We start from the raw sequence: 16438 nt of genomic DNA, 5'->3' as shown, positions 1-16438 counted from the left end.
GCGGCGGGCGTCGACCCCTTATCCCACCACCTGGGACCAGGCCGCCCGCAGCCGGTGCACCCCCTCCGTGATCTCACCCGTGCCGGCCACGGCGGCGAAGCTCAGCCGCAGGTGTCCGGCGGGCGGTTCGGCGCTGAAGTAGGGGCGTCCGGGGGTGACGGCGACCCCCGCGCGCAGGGCGGCCGCGGTCAGTGCGGACTCGGACGCGCCGTCGGGCAGGCGCAGCCACAGGTGGTAGCCGCCGGAGGGGACGTGCGGCAGGGCGAGGCCGGGCAGTTGGAGGCGGAGCGCGGCGGTCATGGCGTCGCGGCGGGTGCGCAGGGCGGCGGCGATGGAGCGCAGGTGGCGGGGCCATGCGGCGGAGCCGACCAGTTCCAGGGTGGCCTCCTGGAGCGGGCGCGGCACGAAGAAGGTGTCGACGATCTGGATGGCCCGCAGCCGTTCCAGCACCGGGCCGTGCGCGGCGAGGGCGCTCACCCGGAAGCTGGGCGAGGTGGCCTTGGTCAGCGAGCTGACGTGCACCACCACGCCGTCGGGGTCGTCGGCGGCGAGCGGGCGCGGCAGCGGGCCCGCGTCCTCGTGCACGAGCCTCCGGACGAAGTCGTCCTCGACGACGAACGCGCCGGCCTGCCGTGCGATGCGCAGCACCTCGGCGCGCCGGTCGGGGGCGAGGACGGCGCCGGTGGGGTTCTGGAAGAGGGGCTGGCAGACGAAGACGCGGGCGCCGGTCGCGCGGAAGGCGTCGGCGAGCAGGGACGGGCGTACGCCGTCGGCGTCGACCGGGACGGGCACCGGGCGGAGTCCGGCGGCGCGGGCGATGGCGAGCATGCCGGGGTAGGTGGGCGATTCGACGAGGACGGGCGCGCCGGGCGGGGCGAGGGCGCGCAGGGCGGTGGTGAGGGCGGACTGTCCGCCGGCGGTGATCAGCACGCCGGCCGCCGTGACGGGTCCGCCGACGGCGCGCGCGAACCATTCGCGCAGCTCGGGCAGGCCTTCCATGGGCGGCCTCCCCCACGCCCCCGGCCTGCGTCCGGCGCGGGCCAGCGCGGCGGCCATGGCGCGCTCCGGCTGGAGCGAGGGGTGCAGATAGCCGCCGTTGAACTCGATCACCCCGGGGGCGGGGGCGGCGAGCGAGACTAGGACGCCGGACGCGTCGACCGAGCGGGGGACGAGGTCGGCGGCGCCGTCGGCGCTGAGGGCGACCTCCTGCCAGGAGGTGTCGCCGGTGGGGGCGGCCGGTGTGCGGGGCACGGAGCGGAAGGCGCCGGCTCCGGGGCGGGTGACGACCAGCCCCTCGGCGGCGAGCCGTGCCAGGGCCCGGGAGACGGTCACGGGGCTGACCCGGAACCGCTCGACGAGGGCGCGGCTGGACGGGAGCTTCTCGCCGGGAGAGTAGCGGTCCAGCTCCTGTCGGAGCTGTTCCGCCAGCTCACCCACGCTGCTACTGTCGTGCATGAGAGCACAGAGTAGCGCTACTGCCGCGCTCCCGATAGCAGTTCCCGCTCCCTCGCGCGGCCGTGGCTTCGGCACCCTCCAGGCCGCCCTCGGGGTGGTCGCCTTCTCCCTGACCTTCCCCGCCACCGCCTGGGGCCTGGAGGGTTTCGGCCCGTGGTCGTTGGTGGCGGTGCGCAGCGCGCTCGCGGCGGTGATCGCCGGGGGTTGTCTGCTGGTCCTGCGCGTTCCGCTCCCCGCCCGCCGTCACTGGGCGGGGCTCGCCGTGGTCGCGGCGGGGGTGGTGCTCGGTTTCCCGATGCTGACCACGCTGGCGCTGCAGACGTCCACGACGGCGCACGCCGCGGTCGTCGTCGGGCTGCTGCCGCTCACCACGGCCCTCTTCTCGTCCCTGCGGACGGGCACACGGCCCTCCCGCACCTTCTGGGCGGCGGCCCTGGCCGGCGCGGCGGCGGTGGTGGCGTTCACCGTGCAGCAGAGCGGGGGCGCGCTGACGACGGCGGACCTGTACCTCTTCGGCGCCCTGCTGATCTGCGCGGCCGGCTACACCGAGGGCGGCCGGCTGGCCGGGACCATGCCGGGCTGGCAGGTCATCGGCTGGGCGCTCGTGCTGTGTCTGCCGCTCACGGTGCCGGTGGCGGCGGTCGCGCTGACCGTCGAGCCGGTCCACCTGACCGCGCACAGCGTGACCGGCCTGCTGTGGGTGGCGGCGGGCTCCCAGTTCCTCGGCCTGATCGTCTGGTACCGGGGCATGGCCTCCATCGGCATCCCGAAGGCCAGCCAGCTGCAACTGGCCCAGCCGCTGCTGACCTTGTTCTGGTCGGTCTTCCTCCTGGGCGAACACCTCCCGTGGGCCGCCCCGGTCACGGCGGCCGCGGTCCTGGTGTGCATCGCGGTGACGCAGCGGACGCGGGGATAGGCCGCGGACGCGGCCGACCGCATCGGGCGCGGCACGGCGGGGGCGCGGACGCATGGCCCTGCGCCGTGCGGACGGCGGGGCGAGGGGCCGGGCAGTGGTTGTGCGCGCACGCGGCTCATCCGCCGCCGGGCGGGCAGAGCCTCGCCAGGCGAGCGCGCGGACGCACCGCGACACAGGTCGTGAACACCTCGCGCGGTCATGTCAGCCGCAGCAACTGGCCCGGCCTCCCACGCCCGACGGCCACCCGGCGGTACAGGCACCGCGGACCCGCGTGGCCGCCGGGGTGACCCCCCAGCGACGCCTGGCGTCCGGGGCGCGTATCCCTGAGGACCCGCCGTCGGGCGCACACCCGCCCCGGCACGCGGCCCCGAGCCGTGTGACCCACTCCGTGCGCAAGCGGCCGGGACGCGGCACCCAGCCAGGCGTGCTCCCGCCTGGGCGGATCAAGCCCGGCCGCGTGCCCCTGGCATCGCGGCCGGACCGCTGCCGTCGCGGAGTCCCCGCCGTAGACTCGGAGGAGCATGGACCGCTGCTCCCGTGAGGTGAGGAGGCGACGATGCGCGCAACCGTGGGTGACCGGCTTGTCCAGCACGGCAGGGTGGTCGGCCAGCACGACAAGGCCGGCGAGATCGTCGAAGTACTCGGCCGGGACGGCGACCCGCCGTACCGGGTCCGGTTCGAGGACGGGCACGAGGGCATCTGCTCCCCCGGCCCCGACACCGAGATCCGGCACCGGGAGGTCGTGACCCGGCACTGATCAGGACGGGGGCCCGGCGGGCCGGCCGTAGTGGTCGGCCACCACCCGTGCCATCGCCCCGACCGGGTCTTCCGTCACCTCGCGTGCCGCGAAGAACACGTGCCCCCGCACCTCGGGGTACGTCTTCGCCAGTGTGAGGTGACGGGACAGTTCGGCGGGGTCCTGCCAGGCAGCGGGCTGCGCCGGGTCCCCCGCCTTGTACAGCGCCTCCCCCGCGTACAGCCGCGTGCCCGAGCCGCGTACGACGTCGGCCCACCAGGGCAGCAGCTTCGCGTAGTCGGCGGCGGCGAATCCGACACACCAGTACAGCTGCGGGCAGATGTAGTCGATCCAGTTCTCCCGCGCCCACTTCCGCGTGTCCGCGTGCAGGTCGTCGTACGACTGGACGCCCGCGCGGGTGGCGGAGCCGCGCGGGTCGACGTCGGCGTTGCGCCACACCCCGAAGGGGCTGATTCCGAAGCGGGTGCCGGGGCGGATCGTCCGGATCGCGTCGGCCGTCTCGTGGACCAGCCGGTCGACGTTGTCGCGCCGCCAGGCCGCCCGGTCCGGGAAGGCGGCGCCGTACCGGTCGTAGGCGGCGTCGTCGTCGAAGGTCTGCCCGGCCACCGGGTACGGGTAGAAGTAGTCGTCGAAGTGGACCCCGTCGACCGGGTACCGGCGCACCGCGTCCAGCATCGCCTCCCGCACGAACGCCCGGACCTCGGGGAGCCCCGGGTCGTAATAGAGCTTCCCGCCGTACGGGACGACCCAGCCGGGGTTGCGGCGCGCCGGGTGGGAGGCGGCGAGCCGGGCGGGGTCGGCGTGCAGGGCGACGCGGTACGGGTTGAACCAGGCGTGCAGGTGCAGCCCCCGCGCGTGCGCCTCCGCGACCGCCGTGCCGAGCGGGTCCCAGCCGGGGTCGGCGCCCTGCGTGCCGGTGAGGTACTGCGACCACGGCTCGTGCGGCGACTGCCACAGCGCGTCGGCCGTGGGCCGGACCTGGAGCATCACCGTGTTGAGGCGGGCGCGGACGGCCGCGTCGAGGTGGGCGAGCAGTTCGGCGCGCTGCCTGTCGGCGCTCAGGCCGGGCCGTGACGGCCAGTCCCGGTTGGTGACGGTGGCCACCCACATGCCCCGCATCTCACCGCCCGCCGCGCCTCCCCGTCCGGGCCCGCCCGCCGTGCCCGTGTCCGGTGTCCGCCTCGGTGCGGCGGACCCCTGCGCCGTCGTCGCGAGCGCGGCCAGCGCCGCCGCCGCGAACCGCCTGCGTGACACCCGCACCCTCGCCCCCCTGCCTCCGCCGTGGCGACATCTGTCACGATCGTCCCGGAACCGCCTGGTCAGGGCGGTTTCCCCGGCCAGGATGCCCCACCCCCGCGATCGATCATCGATACTTCGGAGTAACGTGCACGAACGGAGCAGGCGCCGGGACCCGGCACCCTGCCACAGCCGTAAGCAGTAGCGAAAGGGACGATGTGACCGACATCGAACGCGTCGGAGTGGTGGGCTGCGGTCAGATGGGCGCGGGTATCGCCGAGGTGTGCGCCCGTTCCGGGCTGGACGTCAAGGTCGCCGAGACCACCGGCGAAGCCCTGGAGATCGGCCGTACCCGGCTGTTCAACTCCCTGTCGAAGGCGGCGGAGCGCGGCAAGATCAGCGAGGAGGAGCTGGAGGCCACGCAGGCCCGGCTGACCTTCACCACGGACCTCGGCGAGTTCGCCGACCGTGACCTGGTGATCGAGGCGGTCGTCGAGAACGAGCAGGTGAAGACGGAGATCTTCCAGGTGCTCGACCAGGTGGTGACCCGCCCCGACGCGATCCTGGCGTCGAACACCTCCTCCATCCCGCTGGTGAAGCTGGCCGTGGCCACGTCCCGCCCGGACCACGTCATCGGCATCCACTTCTTCAACCCGGCCCCGGTGCAGAAGCTGGTCGAGCTGATTCCGGCGCTCACCACCTCCGAGGGCACGCTGAGCCGCGCGCAGGTCTTCACCGAGAAGGTGCTGGGCAAGCACGCGATCCGCGCCCAGGACCGCTCCGGCTTCGTGGTCAACGCGCTGCTGATCCCGTACCTGCTCTCCGCGATCCGGATGTTCGAGTCGGGCATCGCCAGCCGTGAGGACATCGACAACGGCATGGAGATGGGCTGCGCCCACCCGATGGGCCCGCTCAAGCTCTCCGACCTGATCGGCCTGGACACGGTCGCCTCGGTGGCGTACTCGATGTACGAGGAGTACAAGGAGCCCCTGTACGCGGCTCCCCCGCTGCTCCAGCGCATGGTCGACGCGGGCCGACTGGGCCGCAAGACGGGGTCGGGTTTCTACTCGTACGAGTGACCGTACGAGCCTTGGCTCATCCGCGGGTCCCTGGCCGGTCGTCCGGCCCGGGGCCCGCGGTGCTTCCGCCGAACGCCCGCCGGCAGTGCGTGAGCAGGGCGCGCAGCGCGGGGTTGCGGGCGGGGCGCCAGACCAGCGCGAGCAGGGCCGGGACGTGCGCGTCGGTGATGACGTGGGCGGTGAGGCGGTCGCGGTAGGCGTCCGCCATCGATTCACTGAGGACGGCGACGCCCAGGCCGCGAGCGGCGAGGCCGGCGATGGCGTCGGCGGCGCTCGCCTCCAGCGCGACGGCCGGTTCGACGCCCTGTGCGGCGCACGCCTGGTCCAGCACCGCGCGCAGACCCGAGCCCGGCGGCATGCACACGACCGGGTACGCGGCCAGGTCGCGCAGGGTGACCCGGCGCCGCTTCTCCAGCGGATGACCGGCAGGTACGGCCGCGACCAGGCGCTCGCTGATGACGGTGTGCGCGTCCAGGCCCTCCGGTGTCCGGGCCGCCGCCCCGAGGAGCGCCAGGTCGAGGGCGCCGGTGCGGACCCCGTCGGCGAGGCGGTCGGAGGCCTCCTCCAGCAGGGCGATCTCCACGCCCGGGTGAGCGGTGTGGAAGGCGGCCAGCGCCTCGAACAACGGGGTGATCGTGCAGCCGGTGACCATGCCGACGGTGACGCGGCCGCGGATCAGGTCGGTGACCTCGTCGACGGCCTGGCCCACCGCCCCCGCCGCCGCGAGCGCGTCCCGGGCGTGGTCCAGCGCGGCCTTCCCCGCGGGGGTGAGCGTGACGGTGCGCGCGGAGCGGTCGAACAGCTCGGCGCCCAGCTCCCGTTCGAGCTGCCGGATCTGGGCGCTGACCCCGGACTGGCTGATGTGCACGCGCTCGGCGGCCCGCGTGAAGTTCCGCTCCTCGGCGACGGCGACGAAGTACTCCAGCTGCCTCAGCTCCATGACTATCGATTCTAATGTGCAGAAGAACCATCTGTTGGACTTCTGACACGGCGGCGCTGACGCTGGAGGTGTCCGAGCGAGACATCAGGAGGAACCGTGTCGGAGTACGAGAAGGCCATGCGGCCCGAGGACCTCACCCGGCTGTTCGTGGAGCGGTCCAACGCCGGTGACGCCGCCGGGGTCGCCGCGCTCTACGAGGAGGACGCGGTGATGGCGTATCCGCCCGGCGAGGTGACGGTCGGGCGGGAGGCGATCCGTGCGCTGTGGGAGAAGGTGCTGGCGAACGCCCCCCGGTTCGAACCGGAGCCGCCGCTGCCGACCCTGGTCAGCGGTGATGTCGCGCTGACCTCGACGCCGCCGAGGGACGGGGCCGGCGCCCGGGCCCAGGTGGTCCGGCGGCAGCCCGACGGGAGCTGGCTGCGGGTGCTGGACCAGCCGGAGTTCGTCCGTCCGGCTTCCTAGAGGCGCGGTCCTCCCGCTTCCGGGAGGCGCAGGTGGTGCAGGAGGAGCAGGGCGGCCGCCATGTTGGCCGCCGGGACCTCGCCGCGGGTGACGAGATCCGGGACCACCTTCAGGGGGACCCATTCCCGGCGGTCCGACTCGAAGGCGTCGACGGGGTCGCCGACGTACTCGCCCTCGTCGGACCAGAAGATGTGGTGGCGGGCGTCGGTGAGGCCGTTGGACGGCTCCACGCTCATCAGATGGTGCAGGGGGCCCGGGCGCCAGCCGGTCTCCTCCTCCAGTTCCCGGGCCGCCGCCCCGGCGACGTCCTCGCCGTCCTCCACCACGCCCGCGGCGAGTTCCCAGCCCCAGCTGTCGGTGATGAAGCGGTGCCGCCACAGCAGCAGGACCTCGTTGGCGTCGTTGACGACCGTGGCCACGGCGACGGGCCTCAGCCGTATGAGGAAGTGGTCGAGGTGCCGGCCGTCGGGGAGTTCGACGTCCGCGAGATTGACGCTGAACCAGCGGTTTGAGTACACATGCTGTTCGTTCTGTTTCGTCCACTGCATGGTTCTGCCGCCTTCCGATGGGTAAGGGGCAATATCGCAGCAGCGGCGGCCGTACAGCAGGGCGCACGGAGGGCCGCCCGGGACACATGGGGCGGCGCGGCGGGGCACGCGCCGGGCGCGGCCCGGCCACGGCCGCCCCTCGTACGCCGGGGGCCCGAGCCGTCTACAGCGGCACCCGCAGCGCTCCGTCGATGAGTTCGGCGGCCTCCGCGGTGCCCGCGCACCCACTGCGGATCAGATGCTCGCGCACCTCGCGCAGCCGGTCGCGCAGCCGCCGCGACTCCATGCCGCGCGCCTGTTCGGCCATCTGCACGGCGACGGCCACCGCCCGGTCGGCGTTGCCCTGGCGCAGTTCGACCGTGCAGAGCATGGCCAGCCGGTGCACCCTGCCGCGGTCGTGCGCCGGGGTGTCCACGGCCGCCGCCGCGTGCTCCCCCGCCGCCGCCAGCTCGCCGAGGCTCAACAGCGCCTCCGCCACCTGCACGTTGACCAGGCCCGGCTGGACATAGCCGGTCTCGTCGGGCTCGTGGCCGCGGTGAATGCGCTCGGCGGACTCCTCGGCCCGCCGGATGCGGGACAACGCGCCTGCCGCGTCTCCGAGATGGGCGTAGGCCTTCGCCTGCATCGCGTACAGGTCCGAGGCGAGCGCGGGCGTGATGCGGTGACCGGCGGCGCGCAGCGCGGCCTCCGCGAAGGCGACGGCCTGCCGGAACTCCCGCATGTGCAGGGACTGGTTGACGAGCAGGGCGATGACGTACGCGCCGAGGCCCCGGTCGCCGCTGGCCTTGGCGAGCCGCAGCGCCTGGTGGAAGTAGCGCTGGGCGAGGCCGTGGGCGTCGGAGTCGTAGGCGCAGATGCCCGCGATGGCGACCAGCCCGCCCGTGGCGCGGTGGAGTTGGCGGCCGGTGGCGTCGGTGTAGCTGCCGCGCAGCAGCGGGGCCGCCTCGGCGTTGAGGAAGCCGACGATGCGGGCGCGGGTCGCCATGCCTCCGGCCTTGCGGTACATCTGCTCGTAGTGGGCGCGGGCCGCGCGCAGCATCTCCAGGTCGCCGGGGGTGACCCGGTGCGGGCCGCCGCGTGAGACGTCGACGTCCTCGGGCGGGTTCTCCCACTCCCAGACGGGCATCACGGCCGGGGTGCCGGTGACGGCGGGGGCGTCGAGGAGGTGCGGGCGGCCCTGCTGGTCGGAGCGCCACAGGGCGGTGGCCCGCTCGACGAAGCCGGAGAGCGAACCGGTGTGCGGGACGGCCGGGTCACCGGGGACGCCCAGGCCGATGTCGTCGAGGGTGACGGGGCGGCGCAGCCGGGCGGCGAGCACCTCGCAGATCAGGTCGGGCACCTGGCCCCGGGGGCGCTGTCCTTTCAGCCACCGGGCCACGGCGGTGTGTTCGTAGCGCAGCGTCAGACCGCGTGCCCGCCCCGCCTGGTTGACGTGTGCGGCCAGCCCCGCGTGGGAGATGCCTGCCTCGTCGAGAATCGCGTCCAGCAGAGTGTTGGGCTGCATGTCGGGCCCCCCGGTGGCTCGGTGCGGACAGGGTAGTGGCCGCGCGTTCACACGGGGTGTGAACGGAGTGCCCGCATCCGCAGTGTGCACGCACTGTCGCGGAGTGTGCCCGGCCGGTTGACTGAATTGCCTCGAAAGAGGCCGGCCGGGCCGCCGGCTCCCCCTCGTACAGCGGCGGCCCGTATGTTCGCCGTCCGCCCGGCCGCCTGCCCGACACTCCGTGGCGGGGCGGACGGCCGCCGGCCTCGCGCGGCGCCCCCGGGTCGGCATGGGCCGGGCGACGCGTGCCGCTACCGGTCCGCCGTGGCCGAGCGGGAGACACCGCGGGTCTGCCGCGTGGGCGGGGAGCAGCGCTCGTTCCTGAGGATCAGCAGGGCCACGTCGTCCTTCGGCGGGCCGACGCTGTGGTCGAGCAGGGCGGTGAGGACCGTCCGCAGGACGGCCTGGGGCGTCTGCGGGCGGTCGCGGGCCGCCTCGGCGAGGACGTCGCCGAGCGGGAAGAAGCGGCCGCCGGCGTCGCGGGCCTCCTCCGCGCCATCCGTATGCAGGACGAGGATGTCACCGGGGAGCAGACGGCCGCACGCGGTGGCGGGCAGCTCGCCCGACAGCGGGAACAGGCCGAGCGGCGGGAGAGGCTCGGCCTCGGCCAGCGGCTCGGCGCCCGCGCCGGTCAGCCGGTAGGGCCAGGGGTGGCCGCAGTTGAGGGCGTGCACCTCGCCGTCCGGGAGGATCTCCAGCAGCAGGACGGTGACGAACTCCTCGGCGGCGGGTGCGCCGTCCGGGGCGAGGTGGTCGCCGTGCGCCCGCTCGCGCAGGTGCCGGTCCATGGCGCGCTCCAGGCGGCGCAGCACCCCGTCGAGGGTCTTCTCGTCGTGGGCGGCCTCCCGGAAGCTGCCGAGGACGGCGGCGCCGGCCCGGACGGCGCCGAGACCGTGGCCGCGGACGTCGCCGATGACGGCCCGTACGCCGTGCTCGGTGGCCGTCACCTCGTACAGGTCGCCGCCGATGCGGGCGCCCCGGTCCGCGGAGAGGTGGACGGCGGCGACGGCCAGACCCTCGACCCGTGGCGGCGGGGGCCGCAGCAGCACGCTCTGGGCGGCCTCGGCGATCCGGCGGGCGTGCCGGACCTCGCGGAGCATGCGGCGCCGGAAGTGCAGGACGATCCCGGTTCCCACGGCGCACAGCACGGCGCTGCTGACCAGGCGCGCGCCGAGGGCGTCGTCCCGGGCGAGCGGGCAGGTCAGCCGGTAGGCCACCGCGACGGCGCCCCACGCCGTCGGCACCGCGAGGGAGCGCAGCCGTGACAGGAACCGGGGTGGCGCCCCGCGGGGAGCCCCAGGGTTGAAGCGGATCATGCCGATGGCCCCCCAAATAGGCCCGGACAGCGCAGACCGGCCTCGAGAGGCCGGTCCGATTCTGTCGACCGCGACGGCCGTTCCGGACGCATCACCCGGCTCAGTCACCCGAACGAGTGAGTAACCGGTAGGACGCCGCAGTTCCGCTCACTGACCAGCCCTGACATGCCCGCGCCCACCCCCGCATATGCCCGAACCGGAATCCACCCTCCGCCCCGCGGGGGCGCCTCCGTCCCACGGCTCCGTGGGCTGAGGTACGGCCCCACCGGGACCGCGAGGTGGCGCGTGCGGGCGCCCGCCCTGCCGCTCCTCCGACGGAATCGGCGACGGGCCGGCACTCCCCGGACGCGCCTCGGGCCGCCTCCCTCGGGCCTCGCCCATCTGCCGCGAACGCCCCCGACGCCGCAGGAGCCGTGCCGCTGGGCGCATGCCGCGCAGCGCAGCGCGTCAGGCGATGCGCGGCCGGCCGCGCCGAACCCCGGCGCCCCGGAGACCCGACCGCGTGCGCGGAATCCGGACCCGGTATCCGGGCAACGCGCCTCGGGCCGCATCCGTCGGGGCGTCGCCCACCGCCCGTCACCGGCGCCAACCCACACCACGCGCCTCTTGAGCCGGCCCCGCCTCCGACACACCACGGGCCGGTACTAAGGCATCCCGTCTCGATACCGGCCCGTGCGTCGGACAGCGCGCGGCGTCAACCGGGAATACCCCTCCCGCACGCTCCGCCGCCAAGGCGACAACCGCTTCCCAGGCCGCCAACACCTCGTCGACGAACCCCACCCCCGACACACCACGGGCCGGCCCCAAGGCATCCCGCCCTGATACCGGCCCGTTCGTCGGACAGCGTGCGGCGTCAGCCGCGGAGTACCTCCCGCACGCTCCGCCACCAAGGCAACAGCCGCTTCCCAGGCCGCCAACACCTCGTCGACGAACCCCACCCCCGACACACCACGGGCCGGTACTAAGGCATCCCGCCCTGATACCGGCCCGTGCGTCCGACAGCGCGCGGCGTCAACCGCGGAGTACCCCTCCCGCACGCTCCACCGCCAAGGCAACAGCCGCTTCCCAAACCGCCCACACCTCGTCGACGAACCCCACCCCCGACACACCACGGGCCGGTACTAAGGCTTCCCGCCTCGATACCGGCCCGTGCGTCCGACAGCGTGCGGCGTCAGCCGCGGAGTACCGCTCCCGTACGGTCCGCCGCCAGGGCGACAGCCGCTTCGCGGGCCGCCGACGCCTCGTCGACGGTCAGCGTGCGGTCGTCCGCGCGGAAACGCAGCGCGTAGGCCAGGGACTTGCGGCCCTCGCCCAGCTGCTCGGCGTTCTCGTACACGTCGAACAGGCGGATGGACTCCAAGAGTTCGCCCGCGCCCTCGCGCAGCGCCGCCTCCACGTCCGAGGCGGGCACGTAGGCGTCGACGACCAGGGCGACGTCCTGCGTGGCCACCGGGAAGGTGGAGATGGACGGCGCCTGCGGGACCGTGTCGCCGACCCGCTCGAGGACGTCCAGGTCCAGCTCCATCGCGCAGGCGCGCGCGGGCAGGCCCAGCGTCTTCAGGACGCGCGGGTGCAGCTCACCGGCGTGGCCGACGACACGCTCGGCGCCGTCGACGGTGACGGTCAGCTCGGCGCAGCGGCCCGGGTGCCAGGGGCCGTACTGCCCCTTGCGGATGCCCAGTTCGGCACCGGCCTCGCGGGCGACGGTCCGGGCGGCCTCGACCGCGTCGGCCCAGTCGGCCGGGCGGCCCTTGCCCCACCAGCCGGCCTGCTCGCGGGCGCCGGCCAGCACCACGGCGACGTGCCGGGGCTGGTCGGGCAGCGCGGCGTTCAGCGCGGCGACGTCGTCGGGGCTCGGACGCCGGTCGACGGGCAGGTTCGCGGCGACCTTCGCGGCGTCGCGCGGCTGGAAGACGAGACCGGTCTCGAACAGCGCCAGGTCGTGCGAGCCGCGGCCGTCGTTCCGGCGCAGGGTGGCGAGCAGCCCGGGCAGCAGGGAGGTCCGCAGCGCGGGCTCCTCGTCGCTGAGCGGGTTGACCAGCTTGACGACGCGGCGGGCCGGGTCGTCCGCCTCCAGGCCGAACTGGTCGAAGACCTGCTCGCTGACGAACGGGTAGTTCAGCGCCTCCACGTACCCGGCCCCGGCGAGTGCCCGGCCGATGCGGCGGTGCAGCCGCTGCCGGCCGGTCAGGCCCCGGCCGGCGGGCGGCCTGGGCAGCGTGGAGGGCAGGTTCTCGTAGCCCTCCAGCCGGATGACCTCCTCGGCGAGGTCGTTCGGGTCGGTAAGGTCGGGCCGCCACGACGGGACGGTCACGATGAGCTCGTCCTGGCCGTAGACGTCGCAGCCGACCTCCTGGAGGCGGCGTACGACGGTCTCCCGGCCGTAGGTCACACCGGCGACCTTGTCCGGGTGGTCGGCGGCCACGGTGACGGTGTGCGGCGCGCTCGGGGCGATGACCTCGGTGACGCCGGCCTCGGCGGTGCCTCCGGCGAGCAGCACCAGCAGGTCGACCGTGCGCTGCGCGGCGGCCGAGGCCGCCTGCGGGTCCACACCGCGCTCGAAGCGCCGGGACGCCTCCGAGGACAGCTTGTGGCGGCGGGCGGTGCGCGCGATGGACACCTGGTCGAAGTGGGCGGCCTCGATGACCACGTCAGTCGTGGCGTTCTCGGTGTCGTCGTGGTCGGCGATCTCCGTGTCGGCGCCGCCCATGACGCCGGCCAGGCCGATGGGACCGCGGTCGTCGGTGATGACGAGGTCCTCGGCGTGCAGCTTCCGCTCGACGCCGTCGAGGGTGACGATCTTCTCGCCCTCCTGCGCGCGGCGGACGCCGATGGTGCCCTGGACCTGGCCGCGGTCGTAGGCGTGCAGCGGCTGGCCGAGCTCCATCATCACGTAGTTGGTGACGTCGACGGCGAGCGAGATCGGGCGCATGCCGACCTTCTGGAGCCGGCGCCGGAGCCAGATCGGGGAGCGTGCCTCGGGGCTGAGGCCGGTCACCGTGCGGGCGGTGAAGCGGTCGCAGCCGGCCGGGTCGGACACCTTCACCGGGTAGCCGAAGGCGTTGGGCCCGGGCACGTCGAGCAGCGCCGGGTCGCGCAGCGGCAGACCGTAGGCGATGGCGGCCTCGCGGGCGACGCCGCGGATGGACAGGCAGTCGCCGCGGTTGGCGGTGACGGCGATGTCCAGCACCTCGTCGACCAGCTCGAGCAGCTCGATGGCGTCCTTGCCGACCTCGGTCTCCGGCGGCAGCACGATGATGCCGTGGGTGCCGTCGTCGCCCATGCCCAGCTCGTCGCTGGAGCAGATCATGCCGTGGGAGACCTTGCCGTAGGTCTTGCGGGCGCTGATCGAGAAGCCGCCGGGGAGGGTGGCGCCGGGCAGGACCACGACGACCTTGTCGCCGACGGAGAAGTTGCGGGCGCCGCAGACGATCTCCTGCGGCTCACCGGTGCCGTTGGCCTGGCCGACGTCGACCGTGCAGAAGCGGATCGGCTTCTTGAAGCCCTCCAGCTCCTCGATGGTCAGCACCTGGCCGACGACCAGCGGGCCCTTGAGGTCGGCACCCAGGTGCTCGACGGTCTCGACCTCCAGCCCGGCCGAAATCAGCTTGGCCTGCACGTCGCGGCCGGTCTCGGTGGCCGGCAGGTCGACGTACTCCCGCAGCCAAGAAAGCGGGACCCGCATCAGATCTCCATCCCGAACGGCCGGGTGAACCGGACGTCACCCTCGACCATGTCTCGCATGTCCTCGACGTTGTGGCGGAACATCAGCATCCGCTCGATGCCGAACCCGAAGGCGAAGCCGCTGTACTTCTCCGGGTCGACGCCGCAGGCGGTGAGCACCCGCGGGTTGACCATGCCGCAGCCGCCGAGCTCGATCCAGCCCTCGCTGGAGCAGGTGCGGCAGGGCCGGTCGGGGTTGCCGACGGACGCGCCCTTGCAGACGTAGCAGAGCATGTCCATCTCGGCGGACGGCTCGGTGAAGGGGAAGAAGTTCGGCCGCAGCCGGGTCTTCATCTCCGCGCCGAACAGCGACTGGACCATGTGGTCCAGGGTGCCCTTGAGGTCCGCCATGGTCAGGCCCTCGTCGACGGCGAGCAGCTCGACCTGGTGGAAGACGGGGGTGTGCGTGGCGTCCAGCTCGTCCGTGCGGTACACACGGCCGGGGCAGATCACGTAGACCGGCAGCTCGCGGTCGAGCAGGGAGCGGATCTGCACGGGCGAGGTGTGGGTGCGCAGCACGACGCCGGCGTCGGCGCCCTCGGGGCCCTGCACGAAGAACGTGTCGGCCTCGCCACGCGCCGGGTGGTCCGGGCCGATGTTGAGCGCGTCGAAGTTGAACCACTCGGCCTCGACCTCGGGGCCCTCGGCGACCTCGTAGCCCATGGCCACGAAGATGTCCTCGATGCGCTCGGAGAGCGTGGTGAGGGGGTGGCGGGCGCCGGCCGGGACGCGGTCGTGGGGCAGCGTGACGTCCACGGCCTCCTCGACCAGCACGCGCGCGTCGCGCTCGGCCTCCAGCTCGGCCTGGCGGGCGGCGAACGCCTTGTTCACGGCGCCGCGGGCCTGGCCGACGCGCTTGCCGGCGTCGGCCTTGGCGTGCGGGGGCAGCGCGCCGATCTCGCGGTTGGCCAGGGCCAGCGGGGACGTGCCGCCGGTGTGGGCGACCTTCGCCTCCTGGAGCGCGTCGAGGGAGTCCGCGGCGGCGAAGGCGGCGAGCGCCTCGTCCCGCATGCGCTCGATCTCTTCCGGTTTCAACGCCTCGACCTCGACAGGGTCGTACGACTTATTCGGTGCCGACATCTCTTCCCGTGCTTCCGATTGGCTGGCTGATGGTCCCCGTCATCGACTCGTGGACGAACGGTCCGTCGCGCGCCCGCAGCGGGTCGCGGCTTTCGTCCTCGGGACGCAAAGGTGCCAAAGGCCGAGTCTAACGGGGTGGGGATGCGCGAAGGCGCCCGTGGGGGCCGCAGGCGTCTCAGGTGAGATACGCGGGGGCCGCCACGGGCAACGTAAATCGGAACTCGGCGCCGCCGCCGGGGGCGCGTCCGACCGTGATGGTGCCGCCGTGGGCCTCGACGATGCCCTTGACGATGTACAGCCCGAGGCCCGTGCCGCCGCGCTTGCTGCCCCGCCAGAAGCGGGTGAAGACGCGGTTCATGGACTCCTCCGGGATGCCGGGTCCCTCGTCGCTGACGGTGACCGACGTGGCTGCGGGTTCGGCGTGCTCGCGGTCGCGGGGCGACGCCGAGGGTGTGATGTCGATGGTGACGGTTCCCTCGCCGTGACGCACGGCATTTTCCAGCAGGTTGCTCAGCACCTGGTCGATCTTGTCGGGGTCGGCCCACAGCGCGGGCAGCGGGTGCTGCACCCGCAGCAGGAACCGGTCGGGGGACTGGCCCGCGGCGACGTGCGCCTGAATGTGCCGGCCCACGGCGGCCCCGATGTCGACGGGCTGGCGGCGCACCTCGAGGCGCCCGGAGTCGATGCGGGATATGTCGAGCAGTTCGGCGATGAGCCGGGTGACGCGGTCGGCGTCGGCGTCGACGGTCTCCAGCATGAGCCGCTTCTGGTCGTCGGTGAAGCGTTCCCACTTGGCGAGCAGGGTGGCGGTGAAGCCCTTGACCGAGGTGAGCGGGGAGCGCAGTTCGTGCGCGACGGTCGCGATCAGCTCGGCGTGGCTGCGCTCGGTGCGGCGCCGCGCCTCGGTGTCGCGGAGGGTGACGACGACACGGCGGACGGGCCCGGTGGGGCGGGTGCGGACGTAGCGGGCGGAGACGAGGACCTCGCGGCCGCCGGGCAGGAGGAGGTTGCGCTCGGGCTGGCCGACCCGGATGGCGAGGCCGCCGTAGGGGTCGGTGAGCTGCCACCAGCGGCGCCCTTCCAGGTCCTCTAACGGCAGCGCGGTCTCCAGGGACCTGCCGAGGGCCTGCTCGGCGGGGACGGCGGTGATGCGCACGGCGGCGGCGTTGAAGCAGATCACCCGGCCGTGCTCGTCGGCGACGACGAGTCCGTCGGGGAGCTGGTCGGGGTCGAGGCCGAGGTCGGCGACGTCACCGGGCCGGGGCGCGGGCGGGCGCGCCGTGCGCTCTGCTCCCGGTGCGCTGCTCGTGCCGACGCTCATCCCCGTACCCCACCTCTCGGAACGTCCTCGGGGCGCCCCGTTCCCGGGCCCCGGCCGAGAGC

At 74.0% G+C, this 16438-nt stretch carries 13 protein-coding genes; 4 read left to right on the top strand and 9 right to left on the bottom strand.

The window, feature by feature from the left end; all coding sequences use genetic code 11:
* Nucleotides 1–18: 18 nt before the first annotated feature.
* Nucleotides 19–1455 (bottom strand): PLP-dependent aminotransferase family protein, encoded by a 1437-nt coding sequence (locus ACQZOG_RS10785; RefSeq protein ID WP_058915776.1) that lies wholly within the window; start codon nucleotides 1453–1455, stop codon nucleotides 19–21.
* Between ACQZOG_RS10785 and ACQZOG_RS10780 the strand changes: the two genes are divergently transcribed.
* Nucleotides 1454–2371, top strand: a complete 918-nt coding sequence (locus ACQZOG_RS10780; RefSeq protein WP_106963245.1) for a DMT family transporter — start codon at nucleotides 1454–1456, stop codon at nucleotides 2369–2371. The two genes, ACQZOG_RS10785 and ACQZOG_RS10780, sit on opposite strands and share 2 nt — an antisense overlap.
* A 556-nt stretch (nucleotides 2372–2927) precedes the next feature.
* Nucleotides 2928–3128 (top strand): DUF1918 domain-containing protein, encoded by a 201-nt coding sequence (locus ACQZOG_RS10775; protein WP_033275010.1) that lies wholly within the window; start codon nucleotides 2928–2930, stop codon nucleotides 3126–3128.
* On the opposite strand, the gene ACQZOG_RS10770 is transcribed toward ACQZOG_RS10775, so the two are convergent.
* Nucleotides 3129–4382, bottom strand: coding sequence for a glycoside hydrolase family 10 protein (locus ACQZOG_RS10770; protein ID WP_430741460.1), 1254 nt, complete (start codon nucleotides 4380–4382; stop codon nucleotides 3129–3131).
* Nucleotides 4383–4582: 200 nt separating this feature from the next.
* Here ACQZOG_RS10770 and ACQZOG_RS10765 point away from each other — a divergent pair, with 200 nt between their 5' ends.
* Nucleotides 4583–5443, top strand: a complete 861-nt coding sequence (locus tag ACQZOG_RS10765) for a 3-hydroxybutyryl-CoA dehydrogenase (protein WP_033275008.1) — start codon at nucleotides 4583–4585, stop codon at nucleotides 5441–5443.
* A 16-nt stretch (nucleotides 5444–5459) separates the two neighbouring features.
* Here ACQZOG_RS10765 and ACQZOG_RS10760 read toward each other — a convergent pair whose 3' ends face one another.
* Nucleotides 5460–6383, bottom strand: a complete 924-nt coding sequence (locus ACQZOG_RS10760) for a LysR family transcriptional regulator (protein ID WP_058915777.1) — start codon at nucleotides 6381–6383, stop codon at nucleotides 5460–5462.
* A 96-nt stretch (nucleotides 6384–6479) separates the two neighbouring features.
* On the opposite strand from ACQZOG_RS10760, the gene ACQZOG_RS10755 reads away from it, so the two are divergent.
* The gene (locus ACQZOG_RS10755; RefSeq protein ID WP_037638699.1) at nucleotides 6480–6845 is read left to right on the top strand and encodes a YybH family protein; all 366 of its coding nucleotides are present in this window, start codon (nucleotides 6480–6482) and stop codon (nucleotides 6843–6845) included.
* Here the strand turns inward: ACQZOG_RS10755 and ACQZOG_RS10750 are convergent.
* The 6 genes from ACQZOG_RS10750 to ACQZOG_RS10725 form a co-directional block, all read right to left on the bottom strand.
* Entirely contained in the window at nucleotides 6842–7393 is a 552-nt protein-coding gene (locus ACQZOG_RS10750) for an NUDIX hydrolase (RefSeq protein WP_078492767.1), read from the bottom strand. The genes ACQZOG_RS10755 and ACQZOG_RS10750 overlap by 4 nt on opposite strands.
* A 163-nt stretch (nucleotides 7394–7556) precedes the next feature.
* The gene (locus ACQZOG_RS10745) at nucleotides 7557–8897 is read right to left on the bottom strand and encodes a hypothetical protein (protein WP_058915778.1); all 1341 of its coding nucleotides are present in this window, start codon (nucleotides 8895–8897) and stop codon (nucleotides 7557–7559) included.
* A gap of 290 nt (nucleotides 8898–9187) precedes the next feature.
* Nucleotides 9188–10252 (bottom strand): PP2C family protein-serine/threonine phosphatase, encoded by a 1065-nt coding sequence (locus ACQZOG_RS10740; RefSeq protein WP_261674781.1) that lies wholly within the window; start codon nucleotides 10250–10252, stop codon nucleotides 9188–9190.
* Nucleotides 10253–11423: 1171 nt separating this feature from the next.
* Nucleotides 11424–13937, bottom strand: a complete 2514-nt coding sequence (gene pheT / locus ACQZOG_RS10735) for a phenylalanine--tRNA ligase subunit beta (protein ID WP_033275003.1) — start codon at nucleotides 13935–13937, stop codon at nucleotides 11424–11426.
* A complete protein-coding gene (pheS, locus tag ACQZOG_RS10730) occupies nucleotides 13937–15055 on the bottom strand; it encodes a phenylalanine--tRNA ligase subunit alpha (protein WP_058915779.1) in 1119 nt (372 codons plus the stop codon). The genes pheT and pheS overlap by 1 nt, the downstream gene beginning before the upstream one ends.
* Nucleotides 15056–15230: 175 nt before the next feature.
* Complete coding sequence (locus ACQZOG_RS10725) at nucleotides 15231–16376, bottom strand: sensor histidine kinase (RefSeq protein WP_033275001.1); 1146 nt, start codon at nucleotides 16374–16376, stop codon at nucleotides 15231–15233.
* Between the last annotated feature and the right edge of the window lie 62 nt (nucleotides 16377–16438).

Source organism: Streptomyces sp. P13-3-3, from assembly GCF_050571355.1.
GTDB lineage: Bacteria > Actinomycetota > Actinomycetes > Streptomycetales > Streptomycetaceae > Streptomyces > Streptomyces althioticus.
This window is presented reverse-complemented; position numbering and strand designations above follow the sequence as displayed.

Excerpts from the sequence above, each read along its gene's own strand:
- ACQZOG_RS10780 (WP_106963245.1), top strand. The coding sequence starts at position 1,454 with ATGAGAGCACAGAGTAGCGCTACTGCCGCGCTCCCGATAGCAGTTCCC.
- ACQZOG_RS10785 (WP_058915776.1), bottom strand. The coding sequence starts at position 1,455 with ATGCACGACAGTAGCAGCGTGGGTGAGCTGGCGGAACAGCTCCGACAG.
- ACQZOG_RS10775 (WP_033275010.1), top strand. The coding sequence starts at position 2,928 with ATGCGCGCAACCGTGGGTGACCGGCTTGTCCAGCACGGCAGGGTGGTC.
- ACQZOG_RS10760 (WP_058915777.1), bottom strand. The coding sequence starts at position 6,383 with ATGGAGCTGAGGCAGCTGGAGTACTTCGTCGCCGTCGCCGAGGAGCGG.
- ACQZOG_RS10750 (WP_078492767.1), bottom strand. The coding sequence starts at position 7,393 with ATGCAGTGGACGAAACAGAACGAACAGCATGTGTACTCAAACCGCTGG.
- ACQZOG_RS10745 (WP_058915778.1), bottom strand. The coding sequence starts at position 8,897 with ATGCAGCCCAACACTCTGCTGGACGCGATTCTCGACGAGGCAGGCATC.
- ACQZOG_RS10740 (WP_261674781.1), bottom strand. The coding sequence starts at position 10,252 with ATGATCCGCTTCAACCCTGGGGCTCCCCGCGGGGCGCCACCCCGGTTC.
- pheT (WP_033275003.1), bottom strand. The coding sequence starts at position 13,937 with ATGCGGGTCCCGCTTTCTTGGCTGCGGGAGTACGTCGACCTGCCGGCC.
- pheS (WP_058915779.1), bottom strand. The coding sequence starts at position 15,055 with ATGTCGGCACCGAATAAGTCGTACGACCCTGTCGAGGTCGAGGCGTTG.
- ACQZOG_RS10725 (WP_033275001.1), bottom strand. The coding sequence starts at position 16,376 with ATGAGCGTCGGCACGAGCAGCGCACCGGGAGCAGAGCGCACGGCGCGC.